The sequence below is a fragment of the Sneathiella sp. HT1-7 genome (assembly GCF_020731145.1).
Taxonomy (GTDB): Bacteria; Pseudomonadota; Alphaproteobacteria; order Sneathiellales; family Sneathiellaceae; genus Sneathiella.
Window position 1 is genome coordinate 840,080 of sequence record NZ_JAJFZN010000002.1, and the last position, 26,041, is coordinate 866,120.

Annotated in this window: 30 protein-coding genes; 14 read left to right on the plus strand and 16 right to left on the minus strand. The window is 51.2% G+C overall.

Annotated features, from left to right (window positions below; translation table 11 throughout):
* Nucleotides 1–48 precede the first annotated feature (48 nt).
* The 3 genes from LKE13_RS09415 (at nucleotide 49) to tgt (ending at nucleotide 2,753) form a co-directional block, all read left to right on the plus strand.
* The gene (locus LKE13_RS09415; RefSeq protein ID WP_227950561.1) at nucleotides 49–531 is read left to right on the plus strand and encodes a peptidylprolyl isomerase; all 483 of its coding nucleotides are present in this window, start codon (nucleotides 49–51) and stop codon (nucleotides 529–531) included.
* Between the two features lie 63 nt (nucleotides 532–594).
* On the plus strand, nucleotides 595–1,626 hold the full coding sequence (gene queA, locus LKE13_RS09420; RefSeq protein ID WP_227950563.1) for a tRNA preQ1(34) S-adenosylmethionine ribosyltransferase-isomerase QueA: 1,032 nt from the start codon (nucleotides 595–597) through the stop codon (nucleotides 1,624–1,626).
* Nucleotides 1,623–2,753, plus strand: coding sequence for a tRNA guanosine(34) transglycosylase Tgt (tgt, locus tag LKE13_RS09425; RefSeq protein ID WP_227950565.1), 1,131 nt, complete (start codon nucleotides 1,623–1,625; stop codon nucleotides 2,751–2,753). Before queA ends, tgt begins: the two co-directional genes overlap by 4 nt.
* Before the next feature lie 301 nt (nucleotides 2,754–3,054).
* Here tgt and LKE13_RS09430 read toward each other — a convergent pair whose 3' ends face one another.
* Nucleotides 3,055–4,359, minus strand: coding sequence for a hypothetical protein (locus LKE13_RS09430; protein WP_227950568.1), 1,305 nt, complete (start codon nucleotides 4,357–4,359; stop codon nucleotides 3,055–3,057).
* Between the two features lie 173 nt (nucleotides 4,360–4,532).
* On the opposite strand from LKE13_RS09430, the gene LKE13_RS09435 reads away from it, so the two are divergent.
* Complete coding sequence (locus tag LKE13_RS09435; RefSeq protein WP_227950570.1) at nucleotides 4,533–4,877, plus strand: Spx/MgsR family RNA polymerase-binding regulatory protein; 345 nt, start codon at nucleotides 4,533–4,535, stop codon at nucleotides 4,875–4,877.
* Here LKE13_RS09435 and LKE13_RS09440 read toward each other — a convergent pair.
* The 8 genes from LKE13_RS09440 to LKE13_RS09475 form a co-directional block, all read right to left on the minus strand.
* On the minus strand, nucleotides 4,874–5,716 hold the full coding sequence (locus LKE13_RS09440) for a hypothetical protein (protein WP_227950572.1): 843 nt from the start codon (nucleotides 5,714–5,716) through the stop codon (nucleotides 4,874–4,876). The two genes, LKE13_RS09435 and LKE13_RS09440, sit on opposite strands and share 4 nt — an antisense overlap.
* A gap of 16 nt (nucleotides 5,717–5,732) precedes the next feature.
* Nucleotides 5,733–6,377, minus strand: a complete 645-nt coding sequence (locus LKE13_RS09445; protein WP_227950574.1) for a hypothetical protein — start codon at nucleotides 6,375–6,377, stop codon at nucleotides 5,733–5,735.
* Between the two features lie 34 nt (nucleotides 6,378–6,411).
* Complete coding sequence (locus LKE13_RS09450; protein WP_227950576.1) at nucleotides 6,412–7,107, minus strand: ParA family protein; 696 nt, start codon at nucleotides 7,105–7,107, stop codon at nucleotides 6,412–6,414.
* Between the two features lie 191 nt (nucleotides 7,108–7,298).
* Nucleotides 7,299–8,057 (minus strand): NAD kinase, encoded by a 759-nt coding sequence (locus LKE13_RS09455; protein ID WP_227950579.1) that lies wholly within the window; start codon nucleotides 8,055–8,057, stop codon nucleotides 7,299–7,301.
* Between the two features lie 6 nt (nucleotides 8,058–8,063).
* A complete protein-coding gene (gene moaA / locus LKE13_RS09460) occupies nucleotides 8,064–9,095 on the minus strand; it encodes a GTP 3',8-cyclase MoaA (RefSeq protein ID WP_227950581.1) in 1,032 nt (343 codons plus the stop codon).
* A 58-nt stretch (nucleotides 9,096–9,153) separates the two neighbouring features.
* Entirely contained in the window at nucleotides 9,154–10,272 is a 1,119-nt protein-coding gene (locus tag LKE13_RS09465) for a DUF2336 domain-containing protein (RefSeq protein WP_227950583.1), read from the minus strand.
* Nucleotides 10,273–10,380: 108 nt separating this feature from the next.
* The gene (locus LKE13_RS09470; RefSeq protein ID WP_227950585.1) at nucleotides 10,381–11,997 is read right to left on the minus strand and encodes a PAS domain-containing hybrid sensor histidine kinase/response regulator; all 1,617 of its coding nucleotides are present in this window, start codon (nucleotides 11,995–11,997) and stop codon (nucleotides 10,381–10,383) included.
* Between the two features lie 59 nt (nucleotides 11,998–12,056).
* Nucleotides 12,057–13,208: a DUF2336 domain-containing protein gene (locus LKE13_RS09475; RefSeq protein WP_227950587.1), complete on the minus strand. Its 1,152-nt coding sequence runs from the start codon at nucleotides 13,206–13,208 to the stop codon at nucleotides 12,057–12,059.
* Between the two features lie 443 nt (nucleotides 13,209–13,651).
* Here LKE13_RS09475 and LKE13_RS09480 point away from each other — a divergent pair, with 443 nt between their 5' ends.
* Nucleotides 13,652–14,104 (plus strand): MarR family winged helix-turn-helix transcriptional regulator, encoded by a 453-nt coding sequence (locus LKE13_RS09480; protein ID WP_227950589.1) that lies wholly within the window; start codon nucleotides 13,652–13,654, stop codon nucleotides 14,102–14,104.
* A 187-nt stretch (nucleotides 14,105–14,291) separates the two neighbouring features.
* Entirely contained in the window at nucleotides 14,292–14,660 is a 369-nt protein-coding gene (locus tag LKE13_RS09485) for a flagellar protein FlaG (RefSeq protein WP_227950591.1), read from the plus strand.
* A 19-nt stretch (nucleotides 14,661–14,679) separates the two neighbouring features.
* Here LKE13_RS09485 and LKE13_RS09490 read toward each other — a convergent pair whose 3' ends face one another.
* Genes LKE13_RS09490 through LKE13_RS09500 form a run of 3 tightly spaced genes read right to left on the minus strand, consistent with a single transcriptional unit; the run spans nucleotide 14,680 to nucleotide 16,625 of the window.
* The gene (locus LKE13_RS09490; RefSeq protein WP_227950595.1) at nucleotides 14,680–15,153 is read right to left on the minus strand and encodes a hypothetical protein; all 474 of its coding nucleotides are present in this window, start codon (nucleotides 15,151–15,153) and stop codon (nucleotides 14,680–14,682) included.
* A gap of 3 nt (nucleotides 15,154–15,156) precedes the next feature.
* Nucleotides 15,157–15,465 carry a rod-binding protein gene (locus LKE13_RS09495; RefSeq protein ID WP_227950597.1) on the minus strand — a complete coding sequence of 103 codons (309 nt, stop codon included), beginning with the start codon at nucleotides 15,463–15,465 and terminating at the stop codon, nucleotides 15,157–15,159.
* Nucleotides 15,465–16,625, minus strand: coding sequence for a flagellar basal body P-ring protein FlgI (locus tag LKE13_RS09500; protein ID WP_227950599.1), 1,161 nt, complete (start codon nucleotides 16,623–16,625; stop codon nucleotides 15,465–15,467). The genes LKE13_RS09495 and LKE13_RS09500 overlap by 1 nt, the downstream gene beginning before the upstream one ends.
* Nucleotides 16,626–16,859: 234 nt before the next feature.
* On the opposite strand from LKE13_RS09500, the gene LKE13_RS09505 reads away from it, so the two are divergent.
* Nucleotides 16,860–17,279, plus strand: a complete 420-nt coding sequence (locus tag LKE13_RS09505; RefSeq protein ID WP_227950601.1) for a flagellar assembly protein FliX — start codon at nucleotides 16,860–16,862, stop codon at nucleotides 17,277–17,279.
* A 185-nt stretch (nucleotides 17,280–17,464) separates the two neighbouring features.
* Nucleotides 17,465–17,881: an RNA polymerase-binding protein DksA gene (dksA, locus tag LKE13_RS09510; RefSeq protein ID WP_227950603.1), complete on the plus strand. Its 417-nt coding sequence runs from the start codon at nucleotides 17,465–17,467 to the stop codon at nucleotides 17,879–17,881.
* A 75-nt stretch (nucleotides 17,882–17,956) separates the two neighbouring features.
* Here dksA and flgH read toward each other — a convergent pair whose 3' ends face one another.
* The 4 genes from flgH to flgF are packed head-to-tail and all read right to left on the minus strand — an operon-like array spanning nucleotide 17,957 to nucleotide 21,252.
* Nucleotides 17,957–18,715: a flagellar basal body L-ring protein FlgH gene (flgH, locus tag LKE13_RS09515; RefSeq protein ID WP_227950605.1), complete on the minus strand. Its 759-nt coding sequence runs from the start codon at nucleotides 18,713–18,715 to the stop codon at nucleotides 17,957–17,959.
* An 11-nt stretch (nucleotides 18,716–18,726) separates the two neighbouring features.
* Nucleotides 18,727–19,698, minus strand: a complete 972-nt coding sequence (gene flgA / locus LKE13_RS09520; protein ID WP_227950607.1) for a flagellar basal body P-ring formation chaperone FlgA — start codon at nucleotides 19,696–19,698, stop codon at nucleotides 18,727–18,729.
* A gap of 27 nt (nucleotides 19,699–19,725) precedes the next feature.
* Nucleotides 19,726–20,514, minus strand: coding sequence for a flagellar basal-body rod protein FlgG (flgG, locus tag LKE13_RS09525; protein WP_227950609.1), 789 nt, complete (start codon nucleotides 20,512–20,514; stop codon nucleotides 19,726–19,728).
* 15 nt (nucleotides 20,515–20,529) lie between these two features.
* The gene (gene flgF, locus LKE13_RS09530) at nucleotides 20,530–21,252 is read right to left on the minus strand and encodes a flagellar basal-body rod protein FlgF (RefSeq protein ID WP_227950611.1); all 723 of its coding nucleotides are present in this window, start codon (nucleotides 21,250–21,252) and stop codon (nucleotides 20,530–20,532) included.
* Between the two features lie 310 nt (nucleotides 21,253–21,562).
* Between flgF and LKE13_RS09535 the strand changes: the two genes are divergently transcribed.
* The 6 genes from LKE13_RS09535 to LKE13_RS09560 all read left to right on the plus strand — a co-directional run bounded on the left by LKE13_RS09535 (nucleotide 21,563) and on the right by LKE13_RS09560 (nucleotide 26,038).
* Complete coding sequence (locus LKE13_RS09535) at nucleotides 21,563–22,090, plus strand: flagellar basal body-associated FliL family protein (protein WP_227950613.1); 528 nt, start codon at nucleotides 21,563–21,565, stop codon at nucleotides 22,088–22,090.
* 8 nt (nucleotides 22,091–22,098) lie between these two features.
* A complete protein-coding gene (gene fliM / locus LKE13_RS09540) occupies nucleotides 22,099–23,259 on the plus strand; it encodes a flagellar motor switch protein FliM (RefSeq protein WP_227950615.1) in 1,161 nt (386 codons plus the stop codon).
* 4 nt (nucleotides 23,260–23,263) lie between these two features.
* Entirely contained in the window at nucleotides 23,264–23,746 is a 483-nt protein-coding gene (locus LKE13_RS09545) for a DUF6468 domain-containing protein (protein WP_227950617.1), read from the plus strand.
* A 14-nt stretch (nucleotides 23,747–23,760) separates the two neighbouring features.
* A complete protein-coding gene (locus LKE13_RS09550; protein WP_227950619.1) occupies nucleotides 23,761–24,462 on the plus strand; it encodes a MotE family protein in 702 nt (233 codons plus the stop codon).
* 143 nt (nucleotides 24,463–24,605) lie between these two features.
* Nucleotides 24,606–25,319 carry a hypothetical protein gene (locus LKE13_RS09555; RefSeq protein ID WP_227950621.1) on the plus strand — a complete coding sequence of 238 codons (714 nt, stop codon included), beginning with the start codon at nucleotides 24,606–24,608 and terminating at the stop codon, nucleotides 25,317–25,319.
* The gene (locus tag LKE13_RS09560) at nucleotides 25,316–26,038 is read left to right on the plus strand and encodes a flagellar motor protein MotB (protein ID WP_227950623.1); all 723 of its coding nucleotides are present in this window, start codon (nucleotides 25,316–25,318) and stop codon (nucleotides 26,036–26,038) included. Before LKE13_RS09555 ends, LKE13_RS09560 begins: the two co-directional genes overlap by 4 nt.
* Nucleotides 26,039–26,041 lie beyond the last annotated feature (3 nt).

Consider the following 26,041-nt stretch of genomic DNA (forward strand, 5'->3'; position numbering starts at 1 on the left):
AAATTTTAAACCGCGTGCGTCTTCGTGCGCGGAAGACAGGAGAAAATAATGGCACGAGACCTTGAAAACACCCTCTATCTTGAAACAAAGGATGGTCGTGTCATCATTGAGATGCGCCCCGATCTTGCGCCGAACCACGTCGCACGGATCAAGGAACTGGCGCGTGAAGGCTTTTATGACGGCATTGTCTTTCATCGGGTGATTGATGGCTTCATGGCACAGACGGGCTGTCCGCAAGGCACTGGCACGGGCGGATCGGGACAGAATCTCTCATCCGAATTTTCCGACGAAGACCATATCGAAGGCACATGTTCAATGGCTCGCGCCGGTCATCCCGATAGTGCAGATAGCCAGTTTTTCATTATGTTCGACCGTGCGCCGCATCTGGATGGCCAATATTCTATCTGGGGTCAGGTAGTCGAAGGCATGGATGCCGTCCATAAGATAAAAAAGGGCAGCAGCATGGACAATGGCTCTGTTTCTGATCCGGACAAGATCATCAGCCTTAAAGTCGCGGTTGACGTCGAGTAACATTTTAATATTTCTGGGCACGAACGGCTTGGGTATCCAAGTCGTTCGTTTGCGTTTTAGATCATGAAAGTTGACGCATTTGACTTTATCTTGCCGACGGAGCTGATCGCCGATCGCCCGGCGGTTCCGCGTGAGGCGGCAAAGCTGTTAGTGGTTGGGGAAACGCTCAGCGATTTCACTGTCGCCGATCTGCCGGATCTCTTACGCGAAGGGGATCTGCTTGTCTTTAATGACACCAAGGTGATCCCGGCGCGTCTGCGGGGCACGCGGCGCACGGCAAAGATTGAGGTGACGCTGCACAAGAATGTTTCCGCCGATAGCTGGCATGCTTTTGCAAAACCGGCGAAGAAGCTAAAGACAAGCGATATCATAGAGTTCGCCGATGGTTTTACGGCGCTGGTGACAGATAAATTTGATGGCGGGGAGGTGGCACTTGCCTTCTCTACCTCTGGTCCTCAGCTGATGGAAAAGCTTATGGAGCATGGGGAAATTCCACTCCCGCCCTATATCAGCAGCCTGCGCGCTGTTGATGAGCAGGACAAGAGCGATTACCAGACAATCTTTGCGAAAGACGAGGGCGCGGTGGCGGCACCAACGGCGGGGCTTCACTTCACCGAAGCACTTCTGAAGAAATTTGCCACAAAAAAGATCGATATGGTGACAACGACCCTGCATGTCGGAGCGGGAACCTTTCTGCCCGTTAAGGTCGATGATACCGATGATCATAAAATGCATGCAGAGCGCGGATTTCTGGACGAGGAAACAGTTCAAAAAATAAATGAAACACGTAGACGTGGTGGCCGCATCGTCGCGGTCGGAACAACCAGCCTTCGCCTGCTTGAGAGCGCGGCAGATGACGCAGGCGTCCTACATCCCTTTGAAGGGGAGACGGATATCTTTATCACGCCCGGCTATCGCTTCAAGGCGATTGATCTGCTGATCACCAATTTCCATCTTCCGAAATCGACGTTGTTTATGCTCGTCTCGGCTTTTTCCGGCCTTGAGACCATGCAGGGGGCCTATGCTCATGCGATCGCAGAAAAATACCGTTTTTATTCCTATGGCGACTGTTCGCTGCTATATCCGAAATCATGACAAACGCATTTGACTTCAATATTTCCGCCACCGATGGCGCAGCCCGGCGCGGGACCCTGAAAACCGCCCATGGGGAAATCCGCACACCGGCCTTCATGCCGGTTGGGACGGCGGCGACGGTGAAGGGGATGACACCCGAAGCGGTGCGCGAGACCGGGGCGGATATCCTGCTCGGTAACACCTATCACCTGATGCTGCGCCCGGGGTCGGAACGGGTAAAGCGCCTCGGCGGCCTACATAAATTCATGAACTGGGAACGGCCGATCCTGACCGATAGCGGCGGCTTTCAGGTGATGTCTCTGAATGAACTCCGCAAGATCGACGAGAATGGCGTAACCTTCAAGTCGCATATCGATGGGCAGCGGTTCGAGTTGACGCCGGAACGTTCCATGCAGATCCAGAATGATCTCGACGCTACGATCACCATGGCCTTCGACGAATGCACGCCTTATCCGGCGACAGAGGATGTGGCGGCAAGTTCCATGCGCCGATCCATGCGTTGGGCTGAACGCTCCCGCGAGGCTTATGAGCAACGGTCCGGCTATGGCCTGTTCGGCATTGTGCAGGGTTCGACATATGAAGACTTACGCCTTGAATCCATTGCGGCGCTGACCGGCATCGGGTTTGAGGGATACGCGGTCGGCGGCTTGGCTGTGGGCGAGGGGCAGGCGGAAATGTTTCGCACGCTGGAGTTTACGACGCCAGCACTGCCGCAGGACAAGCCCCGATATCTTATGGGGGTTGGCAAGCCTGATGATCTTGTCGGGGCAGTGATGCGTGGGATTGATATGTTTGACTGTGTGTTGCCAACACGCTCAGGGCGCAACGCACAAGGATTCACGCGCTATGGCACAGTGAATATCCGTAATGCCCGCCATGCGGATGATCCACGCCCGCTGGATGAACGTTGCGGCTGCCCGGCTTGCCGGAATTACAGCCGCGGATATCTCCATCACTTGTTCAAGGCGAAGGAGATGCTGGGATCTATGCTGCTCACCTGGCATAACCTGCATTACTATCAAGAAGTTATGGCCGGAATGCGTGGTGCAATTGAAGAAGGCGCTCTCGCGGATTTTGCGCTTGATTTCTTTGCCATGCAGGCGGCCGGCGATATCGAGCCGATCTAGTTTTGATACGTCGGGGAAGGATGGTAATCGAAGCCATCTCTGCCTTTGAGGGGAGGGGGTGGAATCGGCAAAAATAGCTTCGATCAACCTTGGACAGCTTTATCATCCGCCTCGAACTCTTAACATTGCGTTAACAAGTAACCGAGCCGGACAAATGGACGCAAAGATGACGATTTTCGTCAATTTTTTATGCAATTTAGCTGTTTTTTTGACGTTTTTAGGATGAAAGCCACCCTGAAACGGCGTGATCGGTAAGAAGTTTCTACATATACGAGGCGATTCTTGTTACGGGAATCTACCGTTAAGTGCCTGTGGGTTTGGCGGGTTTCGAAGAAGAAGACATCTTCATCGGCTGATGTGGCTTGATGGCCGTTGCGGTCGAGCGGGAGGTCGTCACTGTGGAAATGATCTTATCAATCACATAGAAAATAAGCTCTACGCTATAGCCCGCAAGAAAAGCGATGGCGAGAGGACTGAAATTTGCGAGGCTGGACGAGCCGAGCTTGATCGTCGCGAAGGCGGAGGTGTTAGAGGTGAGGGAATAGAGCTTGCTGGGTGCTTCGGTAAAAAAGAAGCTGGCCATGATTCCGGCAAGTGGGCCTTGCGTAATCCGAAGGCTGTAGTCGATATGGCTATTCATCGAAAAAGTCAGGTTTTCGATATCCTTTGGCAACTGTCGCAGAACATAGAAAGACGCCCCCAGCAGGCCGTAGAGTATCGGCAAAAAGTAAACTGAAATGGCATGCAGCACATATTGGGCGGACACATAATGAACATGAATTTTTGATTCCGGTGACAATTCACTATAGCCCGGCTTTTCCCATGTTTGCGCGCTGAAAAAGATGATCCGTCCCCAGAAACGATTCCAGTTCTTAAGCTCAATTATCTCTGCGCTGCGCCATGCGATATATTCGTCGATCTGGCGATTGAGAGTTTGTATATCGACGGGATTTGGCGAAGTTTTCGCAGTGATACCTACAGTCGATCCAGTTGCCGCATCACTATCAGACAGGGGCTTTCCTCCTGCCTCTATTTCGTTCTTATTTGAAAGACTGTTGAGATTGCTCGACCGATTAGTGCCATTTTCATTGAATAGTTGATATTCCAGTTCATTGATCCGGTCAGACTGATATTTGATATCAAAGACAAGTGTATTCCCGATGGCCCAGAAAACCTGCAGCGCGATAAGGCTTAGCAAGGTGGTCAGCGATAGCATTTTGTAGCGAAAGGCCGATTTTCTGGAAAAGGACACATATGTACGCCCTTGCAAATATCCCCAGATGCCTGAGCGCAAACCGCGCATGTCATGGGTTGCGCGGACACTATCGATGGTAATCGGACTTAGCGTGCGCGAGAGGGTCTCGTAGGCGTGCCAGAAGCTATTGATAACATCAGATGTGAGAATGGCTTTGTCGAAGGCGTCGCTCGTCTCCAGAATGGTTCGGGTCACGTCCTCATCAATCTCTATGCCACGCTCAGCCGCCGTCATCATCAAGAGTTGGGAATCGACGAGGGATTTCTGCAGGATGGTTGAGGCGAGGGTCTGCCCCGGCGTTTCGCCATCCTGCGACTCATCCGCTGCTGAATTTTTTGAGAAATGACCCATTTAACGCTCCTTCCTAGCTGTGACGACAGTGAATGGCGGCCTGTGACTGAAAATCCCTGTTTTTGTGGCTTTTTAGGCGAAGAAAAAGAATTCACGCCGGAGGGTTGCCCCGCTTTGCCGTGGCACGCTACAAAGAGACCAGATCGATTTTGAGGGAGACGCGCACCGTGATTATGTATGGGATTAAAAACTGCGATACCTGCAGAAAAGCGCTCAAATGGCTACAGGAAGAGGGGATAGCCAGCAAGTTTCACGATTTGCGAGCTGATGGGCTGCCGCCGGATGAGCTGGCGCAGTGGCTTGCCGCAATTGATCGCAATGTCCTGATTAACAAGCGCGGAACGACATATCGTCAACTTGACGATGCGGCGAAAGCGGCACTGGAAGGTGATGATCCATCAACGGCGATCCTCGCTCAACCGACCTTACTGAAACGACCAATTTTTTCAGATAACGGCCGATATCTGGTCGGCTTCAAGGAGCCAGAGAAAGAAACGCTGAAAAGCTGGGTGGATTAATCCAACTTTTGTACATAGCAAAGAACATGATCGACATCGACCTGGTTCTCACTGAGTGGCAGGGCGATCACGCGGAGCGGAATTTCATCGAAGGTGGACGGGAAGTGTTCGGTCCCGTGGGTTGGCTTGCCTGAATTGGCGACATCCCTTGCAAGGCCTAGGACCCAATCAACCACCATCGGTGTAAACTCAATATCCGAGGTGTATTTCTGATGTGGGTTCTCTGCCTGCGTAGCCTGCCGAACTTCACTTGCGAAACCATTTTCCAGCTGTAGACGACCGGCGACCCGATCGCAATGAACTAAGGTACAGTTTGGCCAGTATTTTCCGATCTTGGCTGTGTCCAGCTTCCGCCAGGTTGGGTATCGATTGCCGTCGCGTATCTCCATCCAATAAGAGAGAATATCCGGGGCGGCCGGCTTTTTCTTCTGCCATCCGGAGGTGGCGGCGGGACGGGCCCAATGCGCCCGACGAGGCGGGACGGCGGAAACGGGTTTGGGCTCAACGACGACTTCCTCGGCTACAGGAGGAGATGGCTTTTTCGCCTTTACTTGTTTTTTCGGGGAGGTCGCGCGGGGTTTTGCTTTTTTGCGAGACGGCGGCGGGGTGGCCTCTTCCACTTTCTGCGTGAAAACAGCCTCGGATGCGGATGCGGATGGGGAGGGCTTGCTGGCCTCCAATTCCTCTGAAAGTGCCTGCAAACGGTCAGTAATATCGCCGGATTTCACCTTGCGTGGCGATGCAGCTTTATCTGTAGACCGTCGTACCTTGATCCGTGACAGTGAAGCTGCGTTAAGGCCGATTTCCAGCTCCTTGTTTTCATCAATATTTTCACGCATGACTGAATACTTCCACTCAGAGGGACGACTTGTCCAAAACACAATTACAGGATTGCGGGAGGATCGCCGTTCCATGATTGGCGACATACTCTTCCAGAGCGGTTTCAAAGATCGACTGCGCAGACATCTGTGTATGCGCCGCGATAAGTTTGAGCTGCAAATGATCCTTGGGCGTCATGCGAACAGAAATCCGGATGCGGCCCAGGCCATCTTTCTTTAATTTTGAGACTTCTGCAGCAATTTCCTGCACCTTTTCATCCCCAATCGGCGTGATTTCCCGACGGCTAGACACTCCGTTTGTGGAGGGGCGGGAGATATTTGCCTGTTGATAGGATGGCGTGCCATTGCTGTCTGTCACGGCCTTTTTCGGCGTCGCGGTTTCCCGTGTCATGAAGGCCGGGACACTATCGTCAGAATCGAATTCGGGTGTCTCAGTGATGGTATCGGAGATGTCCTGCTCCGGTGTATCCGATGCTTCCTGCTCTGGCTCTGTATTATGCGGTTCGGCATACTCGCGCACCCTGTCATAGATGCGAGATACATGGCTGTTGCCGTCTTTTTTGTCGTCGTCGAGAAGGTTTTTCGGCGTCAGACGCGGCGAAGCCGGGGCGGCCTTACCCTTGGAGGCAATCAATGAACTGGATAGAAAAGCAGCTTTCATGACAAATCTTCTTCTTGTAGATGGCCGTCAGATATTAGTTGTATGCCGCACGATTGCTAGCGGGAGAGGCGGAAATATGATGTGCAGTCGGCATCGCGTGGTTGGTTTCCATGCGCGATAAACGCTCATCGATATAGGCCCAGAGCTTGGTGATCTCGTCACTTGAGCGCGAACCGGGATTCAGTTCCATGGTCGTTCGGCCATCGATCATGCTGGAGGCGAAATCGACGCGCTGATGAATGATTGCCGGAGCAAGCGTCCCATGCTGGGAAAGCGCAATTGCGGCCTCGCTGGTGATCCGGGCGCGTGGGGTTGCGCCATTGACGACGAAAATCAACGGGGTATTCAGCCCTTCGGCCAGTTCCACTGTCGCCCCGACAGCCCGAAGGTCATGCGGACTGGGCCGGGTTGGAATGATAAGCAAGTCCGATAGCCCAATCACATTGGCAATTGTTGAGGTGATGGCGGGCGGCGTATCAACAAACAGCAATTTGATGCCCATCTTTTTCATCCGGCCAATATCCGCCTCAAGGCGTTCTACGGTCGTCCGTGCGAACAGCGGGGTTTCCGCCTCGCGTTCGTTCCACCATTCCGACAGGCTACCCTGGGGGTCTGTATCAACAAGCGCCACTGGGCCGCCGCCGGCCATTTCGGCCTGAACAGCTAGATGTCCGGCAAGTGTAGTCTTACCTGAACCACCCTTTTGTGATGCAACTGCAATAACCTTCATCAGAACTCTCCTGCACGGTTCTTTAAAACTGGAGAGGAAGAAACCGGTTTTTACAATCGGTTTTTCGCTCCAGCTGTTGTCTCATGGAGAAAAATTACCGATTAAAAATTAAGGAAGATTTACGAACTACGCCAAATCTTAGTCAAAAATTAGTAAAATTTTATAAAGCGTTAAGGCGCACGTCTTATCCGTTACAGAATGAACTGTTCGTCGAGGATCCGCTTTTCCAGATTATGCTCCGGATCGAACAGGAGACGCATGGTGATATCGCGCTTTTCCTCAACGGTAACTGTTGAAACATCCCGTACCTCCACGGCGTCCGCAACGGCACTGACCGGTCTTTTTGCGGCTTCGAGAACTTCCAACTCAATCCGCGCTTCCCGCGGGAGAATGGCGCCGCGCCACCTTCTGGGGCGAAAGGCGCTGATCGGTGTGAGGGCGAGAACACCGGCATTTACCGGCAGGATCGGGCCATGGGCGGAATAGTTATAGGCGGTGCTGCCCGCTGGCGTTGCCACCAACACTCCGTCACAGGTGAGCTCCGCGACCTTGACATGCCCATCGATTGATATGCGTATCTTAGCAGTCTGGCGGCTCTCTCGCAGCAGGGATACTTCATTGATGGCAAGGGCTTGTGTCTCTTTCCCATGCATATCAACAGCGACCATTTGGAGGGGATGAAGCTTGGTGATTTCACCCGCCTTTAACCGTTCGATCAGGCCTTCTTCGCGGTAGGTATTGAGTAGAAATCCGACAGTTCCCTTGTTCATGCCGTAGATGGCAAGATTGGAGTCCATAAACGCATGCATGGTTTCCAACATGAACCCGTCCCCGCCAAGAGCGACAATAATTTCAGCATCTTTGGCAGGAATATCGCCATAGCGGGCTATCAGGCTTTCGCAGGCACTTTGCGCATCTTCCGATTCGCTCGCAGTAAAATGTATTTTCATCTGCCGTTAGCCGCCCGTCACGCTCATATGGCGGGGAACCGCCGGGCGATCATCGGATTGCCGGTCGATAACGAAATCATGGCCCTTGGGCTTGCGACCAATGGCTTCATCAATTGCGGCGTCCAGAGCTTTAAGGCCGTTTTCGCCGCGCAGGACAGTTTTCAGGTTCGCGCTATCCTCCTGCCCGAGACACATATAGAGCATGCCAGTGCAGGTCAGACGGACCCGGTTGCAGCTTTCGCAGAAGTTATGGGTGAGCGGCGTGATAAAGCCGATCCGGCCACCGGTCTCCGCCACATCGACATAGTCAGACGGGCCGCCGGTGCGGTAGGTGGATGGCGTCAGGGTCCAACGCTCTGCGAGCTGTTTTTTCACTTGCGAGAGGGGGAGATACTGATCTGAGCGTTGTCCGTCGATAGTCCCCATGGGCATGGTCTCGATAAAGGTGATATCCATGCCCTCATCGCCAACCCATTGGATCATATCATTGAATTCATTGTCATTAAATCCCTTGAGCGCGACCGTGTTGATCTTGATTTTAAGCCCGGCATTCTTGGCGATGCGGATACTTTCCATCACCTTTTCAAAGTTGCCCCAGCGGGTGATATCCTGAAATTGATAGGGATTAAGGGTGTCGAGTGAGACATTCAGCCGCCGCACGCCAGCATCATATAATTCCGCGGCATACTTCCCAAGCTGGCTGCCGTTGGTGGTGAGGGTCAGTTCATCCAATTCGCCACTTTTAATATAGAGGCCCAAATTTCGGAACAGCTCCATAATTCCCTTGCGGACCAGTGGCTCCCCGCCGGTAATACGGATTTTGCGCACGCCTTTGCGGATAAAGGCGGCGGAGACCATCTCCAGTTCTTCCAGGCTGAGAACGTCCTTTTTTGGCAGGAAGGTCATATTTTCCGACATGCAGTATTTGCAGCGGAAATCGCACCGATCCGTCACCGATACGCGGAGATAGTCGATTTTTCTGCCAAAGGGATCAATCACATTCATATTCCAGTCAAGAAGAGACGCGAAGCTTCTCATCTAAAAATATATTTTTAAATATGTTTTGCAAGCAATCATGGAAAAGAAGCGATGTCGACTAGGATATCTCGGCGTATCTGATTTTTCCAGACATGAAGTCTGCATTTTTAAGGGCGGCTTTGGCGGACTCTTGTGTCAGCAGATCGTAGAAATCCATCGACACCGATTTAGCAGGCGAAAGAATGGAGGCATTTTGTTCGCGAATGGAGGCGGTAAGGTCGTAAATTGATTTGAAAATGACCCGGTCAATGTCCAGGCTGCGGCTGGCAACGGCGAGGATCTCCGGATTGTCTGCATAGATAATATTACGGATATCATCGCTTTCACCTTCCAAACCAAGCAGTTTTGCAAAGGAAAATTCAAATAGATCTATTTCCCCCTGATGTAGTGACTTGATCATAAAGCGAGGAGAGAGATCGCCGGACCTGTGGAGTTTTTCGACGAGGCGATAGGAGGGATCGCTATCCTTGGAGATGGCGTCGATGGTATCGTTGCGGTCATCGATATTAATCTCAAGGGCACGGACATCCACGTCAAAATTCTCGGCAATATACTCTCGTAAGGACATAGAGACCCAACGGTACATTTTCTCAGCGATTGGTTTGGGCAAGAAAGGTCGCTCCAGAAGTGGACGCTGATATTCTGGTATAAATTCTGACTGTTCTCCCAGATAGCTGAGCGTAAGGAGCGGCATCTGCGCGCTGTGATTCTTGAGCAGGGTGACGGTTATGTCCGGATCATTTATCTCGCAAAGCGCTGTGCAGAGATCTTCTCCAATATTGTCCCGCGCAGCAACGGCGAGCTGATGCTGATTGGAACGATGTTTGACAATATCCAGAAGATCACGCTCTGCCAGCAGGCCGCACCCCTGAAGGATCGGGAGCGCAACCTCTATCTCGTCATTGGCCAGAAACACCAGAAGGCTTTTCGGGATGTCCTCCCTAGGGGCCAATGTTTTCGCAAATTTTGCGCGGATCGATTTTTCGACATCACTGGTTATCCGACAGATGATATCGGCCATGATGTCTTTTTCAGAGTCGGAAAATTTCAGATGATCTTCAATGAGGAATTCACTGATCCGATTGTACAGGAATTCGCGCTTCTGCCGTGAGCTTGTCTCTGCTAGGTCGACAAGCATATTTAACGTTTCGATTTTTTCCTGAGCAGAAGCGGCCATAAAAACTTGTCCAAAGATTAGGATATTACAACCTTAGGATAAGTAGTTATTGTTAAAACTCTGTTAATTAGAGAGCTAAGATGACATATGAATCAGATAAAGAGGGGCTTAATGGGCGAGGGGCAGGCGAACCTTGAAGCGGCTGCCGTCTGACAAGCTGCTCTTCACTGAAATGTTCCCGCCCATGAGCCGCGCGAGTTTTAGCGAAAGCGTCAGGCCGAGGCCGACACCGTCTGTGCCTCGGCTGTAAACGCCTTCATGAGCCTGCTTAAAGGCTTCGAAGATTTTTTCCTGATCTTCCTCGGCAATGCCCGGCCCAGTATCCCAAACTGTTATGTCCACAAAGGCATCATCAATAATGTCATATTCGATACCAATTGTACCGCCGCGCGGCGTAAATTTCACCGCATTGCCGATAATATTGACAAGAATTTGCAGGCAGCGGGTCGGATCAACCGCGAGTTTGATGTCCTCCGTGATTCGAGTGCCGATCATCTCGAGATTCTTCTCTTGCGCATGATTTTGTATCAGAACATAGGCGTCGGCCACCATGCCGGCGAGGGGGGTAGGCACAATCTCGATCGGGATTTTATCGCTCTCGATGCGGGCGATATCCAGAATGTCTTCGATTAGGCTCAACAGATGCTTACCGGAATTCAGGATGTCACCGACATACTCCCGGTATTTATCACTGATCGGACCAAAGGTTTCAAGGCCAATGACTTCGGCAAAACCGATAATGGCGTTGAGCGGCGTGCGCAGTTCATGACTCATATTGGCAAGGAATGTATCCTTGGCTTTTGCAGATTCTAGTGCTTTCTTAGCAGTTACTTCCAACTGCATGTTTTTCTTGGTAATTTCGTTAATCGCCTGTTCCAGGTCGGCTTTCGAGGACATAGCCTCGTCCTCCGCGAGAAGGCGCGCAGTGATATCGTCGCTCGTCCCGCGATAGCCGACAAATCGACCTTTGTCATCGAAAACGGGAACACCGGACATATTGAAAATCTTGTAAGCGCCGCTGGTGTCCTGAATTTCAAGCGGGATCGAGCGGAATGGCACATGCTGTTTCATGGCGCTCTCGGCCCGATTACTACCATCTGCCTCCGGTTTGAACACGCCTAGATCGGCAAGGCTCTTGCCTTTCAGCAACATCGGCGGCAGGCCCACGGCCTGTACGGCCCGGTCAGAAACAAATGTTAATTGTCCATCCGCATTTGTTTCCCAGATCCAGTCAGAGGCCGCGCGGGTAATGTCAAGAAACCGTCGCTTTTCTTCTCTCAATTTGGCTTCCGCATTAACCTGGCGGGTGGAATTGATGAAGCTGCCGCAAATGGCGATCAATTGATCATCGTCATCAAAAATCGGGAAATGACGGGAAAGAAAATATTCAGGTTCTTTCCCGGTCATGAGCGCGAGCTGCCGGGTTTCGGTTTCATGCGTCTCGGCGATACGGATGACGATGTCGAGATGATCCTGCGGCAGGGTCGGGAGGATTTTATCCTCTACTCGCTGCGCGGCACCGGGGCGAAAATGTGTACGATATCCGCTGTTGGCGTATATAACAGTCCCATCCGGGCGTGCCATATACATCGGGGGGGCTTGTTCGAAAACAGCGTCAAAAAACTCCCGGCTGATAATACCCTGCATCGACGAGTTATCTGAGCCGTTGTTGTTTTTGGCATCGGTATGAAGCGATACAACGCTTCCTTGCCCCCGTTCCGTCATTTACTCAATACATGCAATCCGACATGTTCCCTTGTACGCATTTACACCACACGCGAAAATCATAAGTAAACCCGGTCGTCATCAAGATCGGCATCGAGTTGTTCAACAATTTCCGTATAGTCACGCTCCAACTGCCAGAAGCGTAACGTCATTTTCGCGTTCTTTGTAGAAATTTTATCATAAAATTTCATAATAATCTCTACTTCTTCCGGTCGTGTTGACTTTTTTATTGTTTTATTGTGGGAAATATTGCGGGTTAGAAGGTAAATAGTGGAAAAAGAGTTTCGGCTGAACTCCAGCGCCTTGAGGACGACGATCAAAGCCTCGGCATTGGGATCATAGATAAATCGGCTGATTTTCCGGTAATCCAGCCCGGAAAGTTCTGCAAGGCCGATCACAAACAGCCGTATCTGACGACCGCGCAAGGATTGCACCAGAAATTTCTCGTTCAGCTCTTTGCGTTTCGATAGTTCAGCAATCAGTTTGTCCGCGTTGGAACTTTTCTCATCGATATCATAGCGATATTCAGTTTTCGCCGCCGCGACGATCTTCTCATTGAGCTCCAACTCGTCAATCTCGAAATTCTCCAGGATATGTCGGCGCAGCGCCGCCGATACCCACCAGAACATCTTATGGGCAAGATCCGAGGGGATGTCGTGCCGCGCGATCAACGGTTCCTGAAAGCGGTCAATACGGCGGGATTCCTCGACCAGATATTCCATGCTGTCGCGGGAGATCTTGGCGTCACCATTTTCGATCAGATGAGAAATCACATCCTCGTCGCCGTGGCTGATGAGCATATCGCTTAGCGTCGTGTTCAGGTCGTCCCGCTCGGCAATGGCGAGCATATGCTCCTTCCCGCGGTTCTGGATAATTTCGATCAGGTCGGGTTCCGCCAGGAGATGACTCTTGAACAGAATAGGGCGGGCAACTTCAATTTCGTCATTAGCTAGCAGCGTAATCAACCCATGGGGCACATTCTCATGATCTGCCAGTTCCTCTGCCAAATTCTGGCGCAGCGTTGTTTCAATCTCAGTGAGAAGCTTTGTCAGAATGCTGACAATGAGCGCATGTTCTTGCTCGCTCAAACGCTCTTCGTCCTGCATGAACAGATCGCTGATGTTATTGAAGAGCTGATGGCGGCCGCGCTTGCTACTGTCTTTCGACAGAGCAACCAATCTGGCGAGCTCATCATCGTGACCTTCAGTCATGTTAATTCCGTTTCCATCTTTTGATACCGGCCCATCGTGATCACCGGTTTTGTCCAAGACGGGTTAATTCAGGCAGGCCCGACATACCCGGCAGGACGATTTTTTTGCCCGTACAAGTCGATATTAACGTGTCAACATGCGGCATTGACATTAAATTCCCGTTAATTGCGCGACCCATTCCGCCAAAAAGTGGTGACGTTTCCATAATTTTGCCGTGAACAGAAGTATTATTCTATCTCACTTTGGCATTGATGAAAGCTGTGCAATGATTGAAATCACCATAAAAACGATGATTTTCGGAGGATTTATGTCGATATCTCCTCTAGTTCGTCAAGAATTTTTAACATTTTACAATTCGTTAAGATTGTCAGGGCAGAATAAGCCAGATTTCCGAGAGCATAATTTTTCAATAATGCGTATACCCGTTGATTTAAGGAAATAATGTGACTGAAGAATATCATGAGCTCACCAGGTTGATTGAGCGGCTCCACCGCCGCTTTCTCGATGTTTTACGGACAGAGCTGACACTTATGGAGATTACGGACATCAACGCCGTTCAGGCCCTGCTTCTTGCCAATATTGGCGATGAGGAAATCAATGTCCGCGAGCTTATGTCCCGCGGATATTACCAGGGATCTAATGCGTCCTACAATCTGAAAAAGCTTGTTGAAATGGGCTATCTTCTTCAGGAAAAATCGGAACGTGACCGGCGCGCTACAATGATTAAGCTCTCTGAAAAGGGGCTTGATATGGTCGAAAAACTAACTTTGGTGGAACAGAAGCAGTCGGACCTTCTCGCGCGTTCCAATCCGGCGCCCGACATTGCCGAAACCCGCAAGCATTTGCGGCAGATTGAGCGAATCTGGACGGATTATATACAGTATGGCGCCCAGTAGCAGCCTCATCTCTTCCCATTTTAATACCGATTAACGCCCGATTTTTCTCCTATTAGAACTACCTAAGGTGGGATGGGTGGTGGGCGTTAACTTTTTGTTAAGAAATTTCAGCTAGCTTTGTGACTTGCGGTTCGCCGTGAATAGAATATTTGAGTTTATTTAAGCCCTGAAGGAGAGGAGTTGCGTTATGGACGTAACCCCATTCGGAAAACAAAACGCGATACTTTCCACGCCGCAGACCGGTGCTTCCGCTGCGAACCATAATACTTTGGCCAAGTCTACGCGCGATGATAGGTCTCTGTCGCTGGCGTCAGATGCTAACGTTACGGACCCCGTAAAGCGTGCGGAAGAGGCCATTGGCGGTTTCTTCGCTGATTCGAATTACCCTTCCGGTCGCTTTTCGATTGATCAGGACAAAGAAAGCGGCAGATATGTTTATCGTCTTATCGATCGCAATACGGACGAAGTGTTGAAGCAGTTCCCCGGTGATTACGTGCTGCGACGCGTTGCCTATTATCGCGAATTGCAGGGTCTCGCCGTTAACAGCGAAGTCTGAAAGCCGCCCCATTTCCCTCTCAAATAACCTGATTGATGGCAATCGCGCCGTTTATTGTGCGCGCGTTCCTGTTCGATAAAGGATTGGCAACGCTTGCGCGGGACGTATAGGCGCTTGGCGGCGCTTTTTTCTTTGCCACCTCATCCGCGACTGACTTAACCAGACCTTCCGTGACTGTTCTGGCGGTAGAGAGTTTCCTGAAATGGCGATCAAGAATGCCATAGAAGATTTCGCTCGTCTGCTTGAGGTGGTCGATGTCTGCCTTGGGAAACGCCTTGAAGGCATCCGGGTTCTTTTTCACGAGAGACATCTGCTGGTTATAGATCGCGATTAGGCGGGTTTTTTCATTCAGTGTTGCCTTGAAGCCATCCGGATTATTCTCATGGAGGAGCTTGTTCTCTTGCTCAAGAATGTCACTCAGCCGCGCGATTAGGCGGGCCAATGCTTCGGGGCTCATCAGAATTGGGCCGCTGGTTTGGGTGTCTACGGTCATCTTTTATACCTCCTGCAGTGCCAGCATTTCGCGATAAACAGCATCGGCAATGCCGACGCTGCTATTGCGGCTCATGGACTTGGCATGTTCATCGTTGAGCATGGAACGGAACATCTTTTCGGATTCGCCGCCACCAAAGGTCTTGTCTACCTCCAGTCCTGAGGACATGGAGTTCAGAACCTGACTAAGAAAGAAGGCCTCAAACTCGATGGCGGTTTGCCTTATCTTCTCGTTTTCTCCTGCGCCGCCATTTTTGCCGTTCGCGCCGGTATCGACGATAAAGTTCGGATTCGTAGCTTGAATATTGGTCATTACATTAACTCGATATCAGCCTGCAGAGCACCTGCGGCCTTGATTGCCTGAAGGATGGAGATCATATCTCGCGGACCAATGCCGAGTGCGTTCAGTCCGTCAACAAGATCCTGAAGGCGGACACCTTCTTTCAGGATGGTTAGCTTTTTGTCACTGTCATCATCCACCTCGATATTGGTCCGCGGGACAACAACAGTTTCGCCTGTTTCAGAGAAGGGGGCCGGTTGCGAGACTTGCGGTGTCTCGGTAATACGCACCGTCAGGTTCCCCTGGGCGATAGCGACTGTATCTACCTTGACCTCGCTGCCGATCACGATAATGCCGGATTGTTCGTCAATGACGACACGGGCGGTCTGGTCGGGGTTGACCTGCAATTGTTCAATATCCGCCAGCAAATCGACCATATTATCGCGCTCACTGCCCGCAAGATTAAGGACAACCGTTGACGGATCAGTTGGTTCCGCGACCGGCTTGCCAATATATTTATTAATCGCGCCGGCGATCCGGCGGGAGGTGGTCAGATCCGGATTACGAAGAGAAATACGCAGGCTTGTCAGAGACGCGAGATCAAAGCCGAGTTCGCGTTCAACGATCGCCCCGTTTACAACGCGGGCTGTCGTCGGGACACCACGGGTAATGCTTTCCGCTGCGCCACCGGCGGCAAATCCGGCAACGGTCAGCGTGCCTTGCGCGACCGCATAAACTTCACCATCAGCTGCCATCAGAGGTGTTACGACCAGCGTTCCGCCCATCAGGTTTGTGGCGTCGCCCAAGGAGCTGACAACGATATCGATTTTCGTACCCTGACGCTGAAACGGGGGCAGGGTGGCCGTTACAACCACCGCCGCAACGTTCTTCGTCTTTAGCGTTTCACCACTTGTGTTTACGCCGAGGCGCTCCAGCATGGCGGTTAGGCTTTGCTCGGTAAACGGTGAGTTGGACAGAGAGTCTCCTGTTCCGTTCAGCCCGACAACTAGACCGTAACCAACCAGGATGTTGTCTCGAATACCTTCGAATTCGGCGATATCTTTTACGCGCGAAGCGGCATTGGCCGCGTCAAACGACCAGAATAGGCAGCTAAGTGCGACAAAAACGGCCGTCAAATGCCGTGATTTTACCTTCAACTGAGCTGAGATATGTTGGACTAATTTCAAGGCCATCAATAAATTCCGTTCTTCGATATCCAAAATTTTCTAATTTCAGGATTAGTAAAGCGAAAAACGTGCCAGTTTCTTTGTTGATTAATATGTTGATTTATATGGATAAAATTACAATACTCTTGCAAAGTCGGGAAAACGGGGCAATATCTTCCCCTTGACCGGGAAAGAATGTCCCTTGAGAATGGAATTCGGCAATATTTGTCATTTCAGAAGTGACGGGGTAACGGTTCTAATATGAAAGTGGGCGGATCAGGTCGGGCAACTGCGGCATCCGGCAGCAAAGGCGGCAAGGCGTCGCAAAAATCCGGCGAAAAATTTTCGGTTGAAAGTGACGCGGTGGAAGCTGCGGTTGGCGGTGGTGTCTCTTCATCTTCTCCTATTGGCTCAATTGACGCATTGGTCGCCCTGCAAGGGGTTGATGACAGATTGCCGAAAGGGAACAAGAGAGCGCTGGACAAGGGGCATGATCTTCTTGAAAAACTGGAATCCATTCGCGATGGACTGCTGATGGGGACTTTATCTGCGGACAAACTCAAGCAGCTGCAGGAAACCCTGTCCGGTTATAATGTCTCCGATGCCGATCCGGCATTGCAGCAGATTGTCAAGGATATCGAGGTGCGGGCCGCGGTTGAACTCGCCAAATTCGGCTATTGAGGTTTTTTTCAAGTCGGATGATGTATTTTTATTTGATAACCCATTGATTTTCATAAGCCCTTCATAAATATTTTATCACTATCGAATAGGTTGTTGCTAATAAAGCCGCGATCTTATATTTATTGCCGTTAATTTTTTAGATGTCCGTGTTGAGACATTTGATATATGGGAACTGGAGTCGCTTAATGAACGTTCAAATTCCTGATGACTATCGCCCGTCCGAGGACGAGCCCTTCATGAATTCTCGCCAGCAAGAGTATTTTCGCGCCAAATTATTGAAATGGCGGAATGAAATACTTGCTGATGCGAACCAGACAATCCTGAGTTTGCAGGAAGAAACTGTGAAAGAGCCAGATATCGCAGATCGCGCCTCTACGGAGTCGGAACGGACGCTGGAACTACGCACTCGTGACCGGCAGCGAAAACTTATCGGCAAGATTGATTCAGCGCTGAGGCGGATTGACGAAGGTCAGTATGGCTATTGCGTGGAGACGGGTGAGCCGATCTCCCTCAAACGGCTGGAAGCCCGTCCGGTTGCAACACTCAGCCTGGAAGCACAGGAGCGGCATGAACGCCGTGAGAAAAGTTATCGCGACGACTAAGCCTCCTTCAGCCAGGATAAGACAACAAAAAAGCCGGTTCGATATGAACCGGCTTTTTCTGTTTCAGGGTCTTCCTTAGAAGGGGAAGATGATGTCAAAGAGTTGCTGACCATAACGTCCCTGCTGGACATCGGTCAGATGACCACGGCCACCGTAGGCAATACGGGCTTCAGCAATCTTCGCCGACTCAATCGTGTTGGAAGATGTAATATCCTCCGGCCGGACAACGCCTGTCACAGATAGATCACGGCTTTCGAAGTTCACACGAACTTCCTGACGGCCAACAATGACCATATTCCCGTTGGGGAGAATTTGGGTGACGATGGCGGCAATCTCCATATTGATGGTTTCGTTCCGGTTGACAGCGCCGGATCCACTAACGCTATGATCACTGCCAAGATCGATCAGGGCGCTGGCGTCGGTTCCTTCAGGAAGAATTTTGGTCACCTGTGATTCTAACCCGAGAAATCCGGCAAAACCAGCTTCCTCAGAGCTTGCCCGCGTCGTATCAGTGGAATTATTTAGCGTGGCCTTGTCCTCAATCTCAACAAGCACGGTCACGATATCGCCGACCTGGTTTGCCCGCTGGTCCTTGAAGAAGGCCTTTGAGCCGGGCCGCCAGAGGGAGTTGGCCTGTTGCAACACGGGTTCTGGGCGAGGCATCGGCATAGAGACCGGCTGATAGCCTTTCTGGGTGACTGGGTTCTCGATTTGGGAAAGCGGCGGCTCGCTGCCGATATTTGCGAGGCGAGTAAAGAAGTTACAGCCCGAAAGAGCGACCCCAAGACCAACCACTATAAGGAGGCGAATAATCGTTGTCATATAGTTCGTCATGGAACGTTCCTCTAGTTCTTGATGCTGCTGGCGGAGGCCAACTGCGGCTGGCGGGTGATGATACGTACTTCCTGTGCGCTTATCACCTGGGCCTGAATAACCTTGCGGCTGTTAATGTTTTCAACTCGGATCACGTCCTCTTCCCCGCCGGATTCCAGGGTGCGACCTGTAACGGTGAGATACATGCCTCCCTGTTGCAGGATGACGGCAACCAACTTGCCTTTTTCCACGAGCACCGGATCACCTAGGTTGCTCATGCTAATGGGCAGGCCAGAGCGAACGGAGCGCCGAGGACTCTTACCGATCAGCAGCGCGGCATCGGTAACAATTTGTCGGCCTATTTTGCTGCTGCGCTCTGCTTTATAGTCGATGTCGCTTTCGCGGATTTCTTCACCTGCGGATTTGAAACGCTTGAGGACCGGTACCATCATCTGTGCATGCACCTGTCCGCTCAACCGGATACGCTGACCGTTCTCGGAATGGGCGGGCGCGAGGATTTCGACTACGAACTGACCGCTATCGCGATTGATGAAAAGATTCTCAACTGAGACCGTCTGCTGTTCATCCGCCGCAATCTGGATATTCAGATTTTGTGTTGCCAGGTTCATTTCGAAAAGATCCAGATCCAGTTCATACTCAAGTGCAGCACGAATTTGATCGGAAATGACCTGTTGCGGAATGCTGGAGCCGACGCGGCGGACAGTTATTCGACGGATCGGATTTGCCGGGCGCCATTCAAGTCCTTCTGCATGAACATAACGTGCAACCGAGATAGCCTTGAACACCGTTGATTTTCCGGGCGCAGGTGCGGGCGCGATAACTTGGTCGGCCTTTTCGCCGGTGCCGAGGAAAAGATCGCCAAGGGTAATCTGTTCCCCTTCAACCGCGATGTCGCGGCGGAGGGTGATCGTCTCTCCGGCAACTGAAACGGCCGGAGCAGTGAGTGCGATCGTCAAGGTAAGTATGAGTGCAATGTATTTCATAGCGATTTCTTTCATTCTAGAAAGTTTCTATCGACCAAGCTGGTTGGTAACCGACATCATTTCATCGGCGGCAGTAATGGTTTTCGAGTTCATCTCATAGGCACGCTGCGCACTGATGAGCTGGGTGATTTCCTGCACCGCGTTTACGTTGGACATTTCAAGATATCCCTGACGCAGGGTGCCAAAACCGGTGGAGCCAGGAACACCAATTGTCGGCGCGCCGGAGGCCGTGCTTTCCTGATAAAGGCTATCACCAAGAGGTTGCAGACCGCCTTCGTTGAAGAAGATGGCGAGATCAAGCTGCCCTACGGTCTGCAGGTTTACCTGACCGTCGATCTGCACTTCCACTTCACCGCTTGGGTTAATGGTCACGCTGGTGGCGTCTTGCGGGATAGTGACACTGGGAATGACGGAAAAGCCATCCTGCGTCACGATTTCACCTGTGGGGCTCAGCTGAAAGGAACCCGCACGACTATAGGCTTCATCTCCGCTCGGGAGTAGGACACGAAAGTAACCTTCGCCCTGAACCGCAAGATCATAAGTATTGCCCGTTGATTCCAGGCCGCCCTGTTCGGTGATGCGGTAGACCGACGCAGTTTTCACGCCAACACCGATCTGGATACCGGCGGGAACAATCGTTCCTGCGTCGGAGGATGCCGCGCCGGCACGTTCCATGTCCTGATAGAGTAGGTCCTGAAATTCCGCGCGTTGGCGCTTAAAGGCGGTTGTCGTCATGTTTGCGATGTTATTGGAGATAACATCCACGTTAAGCTGCTGGGCCAACATACCTGTGGCGGCAATACCGAGTGCTCGCATTATCGTCTTCCTTCTTTACTGTAGTGTTGGCATTTCTTCGATGGTTTTCATCTGCAGGTCATGTTCAGAATCCAGCAGTTGTTGGGCCGACTGATAGGCACGCATGATGTCGATCATCGCGGTCATTTCCAGAATGGGCTGGACGTTCGACTTTTCCAATGTGCGCTGCATGATGTTGACATCAACCGCGGCCTCAGGCCGGAAATCTTCCGCATCATAAAGGCCGTTACCGACCTGTTTCAGAATTTGCGGATTTTCGAAATTGACCAGACCGATCTTTGCTGTCTGTCCTGGGGCTGTCGTGACCGTACCATCCGGTGCGATGGAAACTTCCTGGAATTGGAGGTCTATGGTGATTTTACGATTGTTCTCATCCAGCAGGGCCTCATTATTGATGGTGACAACATTTCCGTCGGGATCAAGGCGGAAGCTGCCATTGCGTGTATAGCGAATGCCTTCAGCTGTTTCGATGGAGAAATATCCCTCGCCGCTGATGGCAAGATCAAGCGGCCGTCCAGTATGTGTGAACTCGCCTTCGCGCAAATCACGATAGCTGCCGTAATCCTGAACATAAGAGACGTCGTCCTGGTTCGCGCGCTCTACAAGGAACTCCTCAAAAAGGGGATGTTCACTCTTGAAGGCCGTCGTATTGACGTTTGCAAGGTTGTTTGCGGTCATGTCGAGGCGCCGTTTCAGCGCCATCTGCTGTGACAATCCAATAAAAACTGCGTTTTCCATATCTCTGCCTTTCTGGCACAAATTGATCTGCCCAGTTATATGCAGACCCCATGCCAGAAAAAAATACTAATAAAAACAATATGTTGAGTTTGAGTTTGGCGGTATTGGCAGGCAGTCTGGGGTGTAAATACGACCACCATCGGCAATTTTTTCCCCCTAAATAAGGTTGAGGCACACCGGATTGGCATTTTCCCATATAAATTGCGATTTTCCGTAAAAGATTTGGCTAATCTCAACCTCTTGTTAACCAAAGCGGCCTACTCTGTGACCTGTTATTAAAGGTCTAATTCGTTGAGGGTAAAAACGAACAATGGTTGACGAGACAGAAGAAGAGGCGCTGGACGCCGATCAGGAAGAAGACGGCGAGCCGAAGAAAAAGAAGAAATTTAGCGGTAAGGTTCTGGTTCTGTTTGTTCTGCTTCCCTTGCTGGTCGTCGGTGGCGGCGCGGGTGGTGCCTATTTCGCAGGTGTATTCGATACGCCGGAACCAACGGAAGAGGAAATCGCCGCAGAGGCCGTTGAGGTCAACAAGAAAGTGGTTTTCTACGATCTGCCAGAAATGCTTGTCAATCTTAACTCCGCTAATTCATCAAGCAGCTTTTTGAAGCTTGGTGTTTCGCTGGAACTGGAAGATGAAACCACGATTCCGGATCTGGAACTTTTGATTCCGCGGATCATGGATAATTTTCAGGTTTACCTGCGTGAACTCCGGAAAGAAGACCTGAACGGCTCTCAGGGCGTATTCCGCCTGAAGGAAGAATTGCTGATGCGGATCAATAGTTCGGTCGCGCCAGTCAAAGTGAACGACGTGTTGTTTAAAGAAATGCTGGTGCAGTAGGAAAATTTATGTCTGATCAAGACGACGAAATGGATATGGCCGCTGCGATGGCCGCTGAAGACGACGGTGAGATGGACATGGCCGCCGCGATGGCCGCCGATGATGACGGCGAAATGGATATGGCCGCGGCAATGGGCGGTGATGACGATATGGCCGCTGCGATGGAGGGAGGCGACGACGCGTCCTCCGCTGCCGAAATGAGTGGCCACAGCACACGTGTTCTTAACCAGGACGAAATCGACAGCCTGCTTGGCTTTGACATGGACGGCGGCGAGGGGGGTGAAAACTCTGGCATCAAGGCCATCATCAACTCTGCGCTGGTCAATTATGAACGTCTCCCCATGCTGGAGGTTGTGTTTGATCGTCTAGTCCGGATGATGACGACGTCGCTGCGCAACTTTACATCTGATAACGTGGAAGTCAGTCTTGATAACATCACCTCCATCCGGTTTGGTGATTATCTCAACTCTATTCCGCTTCCCGCAATTTTGAGCGTTTTCCGCGCCGAAGAGTGGGATAACTTTGGCCTGATCATGGTCGAAAGCTCCCTGATTTACTCAATCGTTGACGTACTGCTCGGCGGGCGTCGCGGTACGGCGGCAATGCGGATTGAAGGTCGCCCCTATACGACGATTGAGCGCAACCTGGTCGAGCGGATGATATCTGTTGTTCTTAACGACATGACCGGCGCGTTTGAACCTCTAAGCCCAGTAACCTTCCGTCATGAGCGGATTGAGACCAACCCACGCTTCGCGACGATTGCGCGCCCGGCGAATGCAGCGATCCTGATCAAGCTCCGTATTGATATGGAAGATCGCGGCGGACGCATTGAAATGCTTTTGCCCTATGCCACACTTGAACCGGTTCGTGAGTTGCTTCTGCAGATGTTTATGGGGGAGAAATTCGGCCGTGACAGCATTTGGGAAAACCATCTGGCCACCGAGCTTTGGTCAACCGAGGTAGATATCCAGGCTGTTCTTGATGAGAAAAAGATGTCTCTCAGTGAGGTTTTGAATCTCGGTATTGGCGATACGGTCATGTTTAATGCGTCGCCAGACAGCCCGACGACCCTACGATGCGGTGGCATTTCGATGGTCTCAGGCAAGATGGGTCGATCCGGCCAAAATATCGCCGTTAAGGTTGATAAGTCACTCAGACCTATGGGTTAGAATAATGATGGATAATATGCCCCTCGATTTTCTGCTTAACTTGTTTCTAGTCGGCTTGCTGCTGGCGACAATCGCTTACTGCGCCATGTTGAACAAGCGATTGTCCAATATGCGTGATGCCCATTCGGAATTGCGTCAATTGACGGAAGAGTTTGACAAAGCGCTTGTTCGATCGAAAAGCGGCGTGGATGAGCTGAAACTGCAGGCGGCGACAACCGGGAAACAGTTTAATGCCGAAATCAAGCAGGCCAAGGAACTCATAGAAGAATTACAACTTATCAATGCGTCCAGCACGCGTATTGCGGACCGTCTTCAGAAGGGCGTGGAATCCTCGTCCAAGCGGGAAATAACCGGCATTTATGACGATGATCCCGCCGGTCTTTTCGACGATGAAGATGTCGTGCCTGCGCGTCCGGCAGAAGAACCGGCGAAGTTCCGCACTGAGGCGGAAAAAGAGCTTTTTGACATGCTGACTAAGTCGAAGTGAGACAGGGTTTTTTCATGATGAAACATATTCGCATATTGCCGATAACAGTCGTTGCACTGGTTCTGATATTCGGTCTCAAGCTGAGCGCTGTCTGGACGGGCGCGCAGGGCGTTCTCTTCGACGTTGATGTGGCAACGGCTCAAGCCAGTGACAAGACCGAGGAGGCTGAACCAGAAGAAGCAGCCGCAGTGGAAGATGAGAAAATGGACGCGGCTGAAGAAAGTGCACCGACCGTCGAGCCTGTGAAAGAGGCGACGGTTGCCTCAGCCGACCCGAACGGCTCACAGCAGTTTTCAAAGAGTGAAATTGAGGTTCTAGAGCGTCTGGTTGACCGCCGGGCGGAGTTGGACCGTCGCGGTGAAGAACTGGATATGCGTGATAATCTGCTCAAGGCGACAGAATCTCGCATTGACGAAAAAATCAGTGAATTGAAAGAGATGGAGACAACTCTTAAATCTCTTCTTCAAATGCATGACGAGCAGGAAAAGGCCCAAATGGAGAGCCTGGTCAAGATCTATGAGAAAATGAAGCCCAAAGACGCAGCGCGCATTTTCAACGAGCTTGAAATGGATATCCTCATCGATGTTGCGAGTAGCATCAAGGAATCAAAAATGGCGCCAATTCTTGCGGCGATGAACAGTAAACGGGCGAATATGCTGACCGTTGAACTGGCCACCCGCCGCCAGCTTCCCGGGGAGGAAGAAGGTAAGAGCTAATCCGTCGGCTAAGTACTTTTTATCATTATTGAAATTCGTGAGAATTAGTTCTCCTCTTTACCGCTGATTAACCATTGCCGGGTAAAATTTGCCTATCTTGAAGCGCTAATGATGCGCAGCCGTAAGAATAGGCAGGAAACCGGGTGACTGGAACGGACAATAAAATATCGGTGGAAATCGACATGGGTGAGCCGATGACAGGCCCGGCGATTGAGAAAAACGCCAATGCCGTCGTCTTTGTGTCGCTCTATCTGCTGTTGCTCGCCTTCTTCATTTTCCTGCACTCCGTCTCTGTTCTGCAAGAAGAACGTGTCCGGACAGTTCTTGGCAGTGTGAATATCGCCTTTGCAGGCTTGTCCCGTGATACCCCGGCGGATCGGCAGAAGAAACTTTCCGGCGAAGAACAGGGCACGCAAGACTTTCACGCAAAACTCAAAAATGTATTTGAAACGGCGGTCCCACTTGTTGAATCCCGTTTTACAAAGGGCGGCACGCGGCTTCAATTCTCTGTTCCCGTTCGTCAACTGTTTGGCTATCGCAGTCTGGAGTTGCGCGACACACTTGGCTCTTTTCTCGATGATGTTGCCGCGACATTGATTGCACGTAACAATAACGTTTCGACTGATCTTGAAATTCTTATCGGCTCCGGCGTTGATCTGCCGAAGCTTGCGAATGTTTCCGATGACATCGCCGCGCAGCGGGTCAGCCATCTTTCTCAGGTTTTGATGGAGGCGGGGGTGCCCTCTCGCAATATATCGATTGGTGTGGCCGCAGGAGATGCAGGGCTAATTCATTTCAGCTTTTTTCTGCGGCCGTCGCTTACCTTTCAGTTCCGGCCGGAGGAAGGTGCACCATGACTATTATCGGCCTGAGTTATGAAAAATCACCGACCACCAGCACGGCCTGGATGACGTCGCTCGCCGATTTGTTGGCGCTGCTGCTCGCATTTTTCGTGCTGATGTTTTCGATGAGTGAAATCAAGGTCGACCGTTGGCAGACCTTGACCGAAACTTTCGGTAACAAGATGAGCGACGTTACTGATCTGGTCACCAAGACAGGCGAAGCTGAAAAAAACATGTCGATGATCAATGAGCCCAAGGCTATTGATCTTGCCTATCTTGAGCATATTTTGAACGGTAAAAAGCAGCAGAGCGAGCTTCTCGCGAATGTTGATATTTTTCGTGCCGACGATCGTCTGGTCATTTCTCTTGCCGGCTGGGATTTCTTCAAGCCGGGAACCGAAAAGGAAGGCGGCGAGGTTGTTGAAGTGATCGACATGATCGGCAGTACGCTCCATCACGTTAATAATCAGGTCGAGGTTTATGGGCATACGGATCCGGACCCGATCACTTCTCCGACGGCAAAATATTCGAATAACTGGGCGCTGTCGCTGGCCCGTGCGCTGTCGGTGGCAAATGAGTTGGAACGCTCCGGATATGATTATCCGATCCGGGTTTACGGCATGGCGGATTCCCGCTTTAGTGAACTAATTTTTGTGGACGACAAGGTTAAAAAATATGCTTTGGCGCGACGTGTGGACATCGTTGTGCGTGAAGCTGAGGGTCGAGGGAAGTAAGAT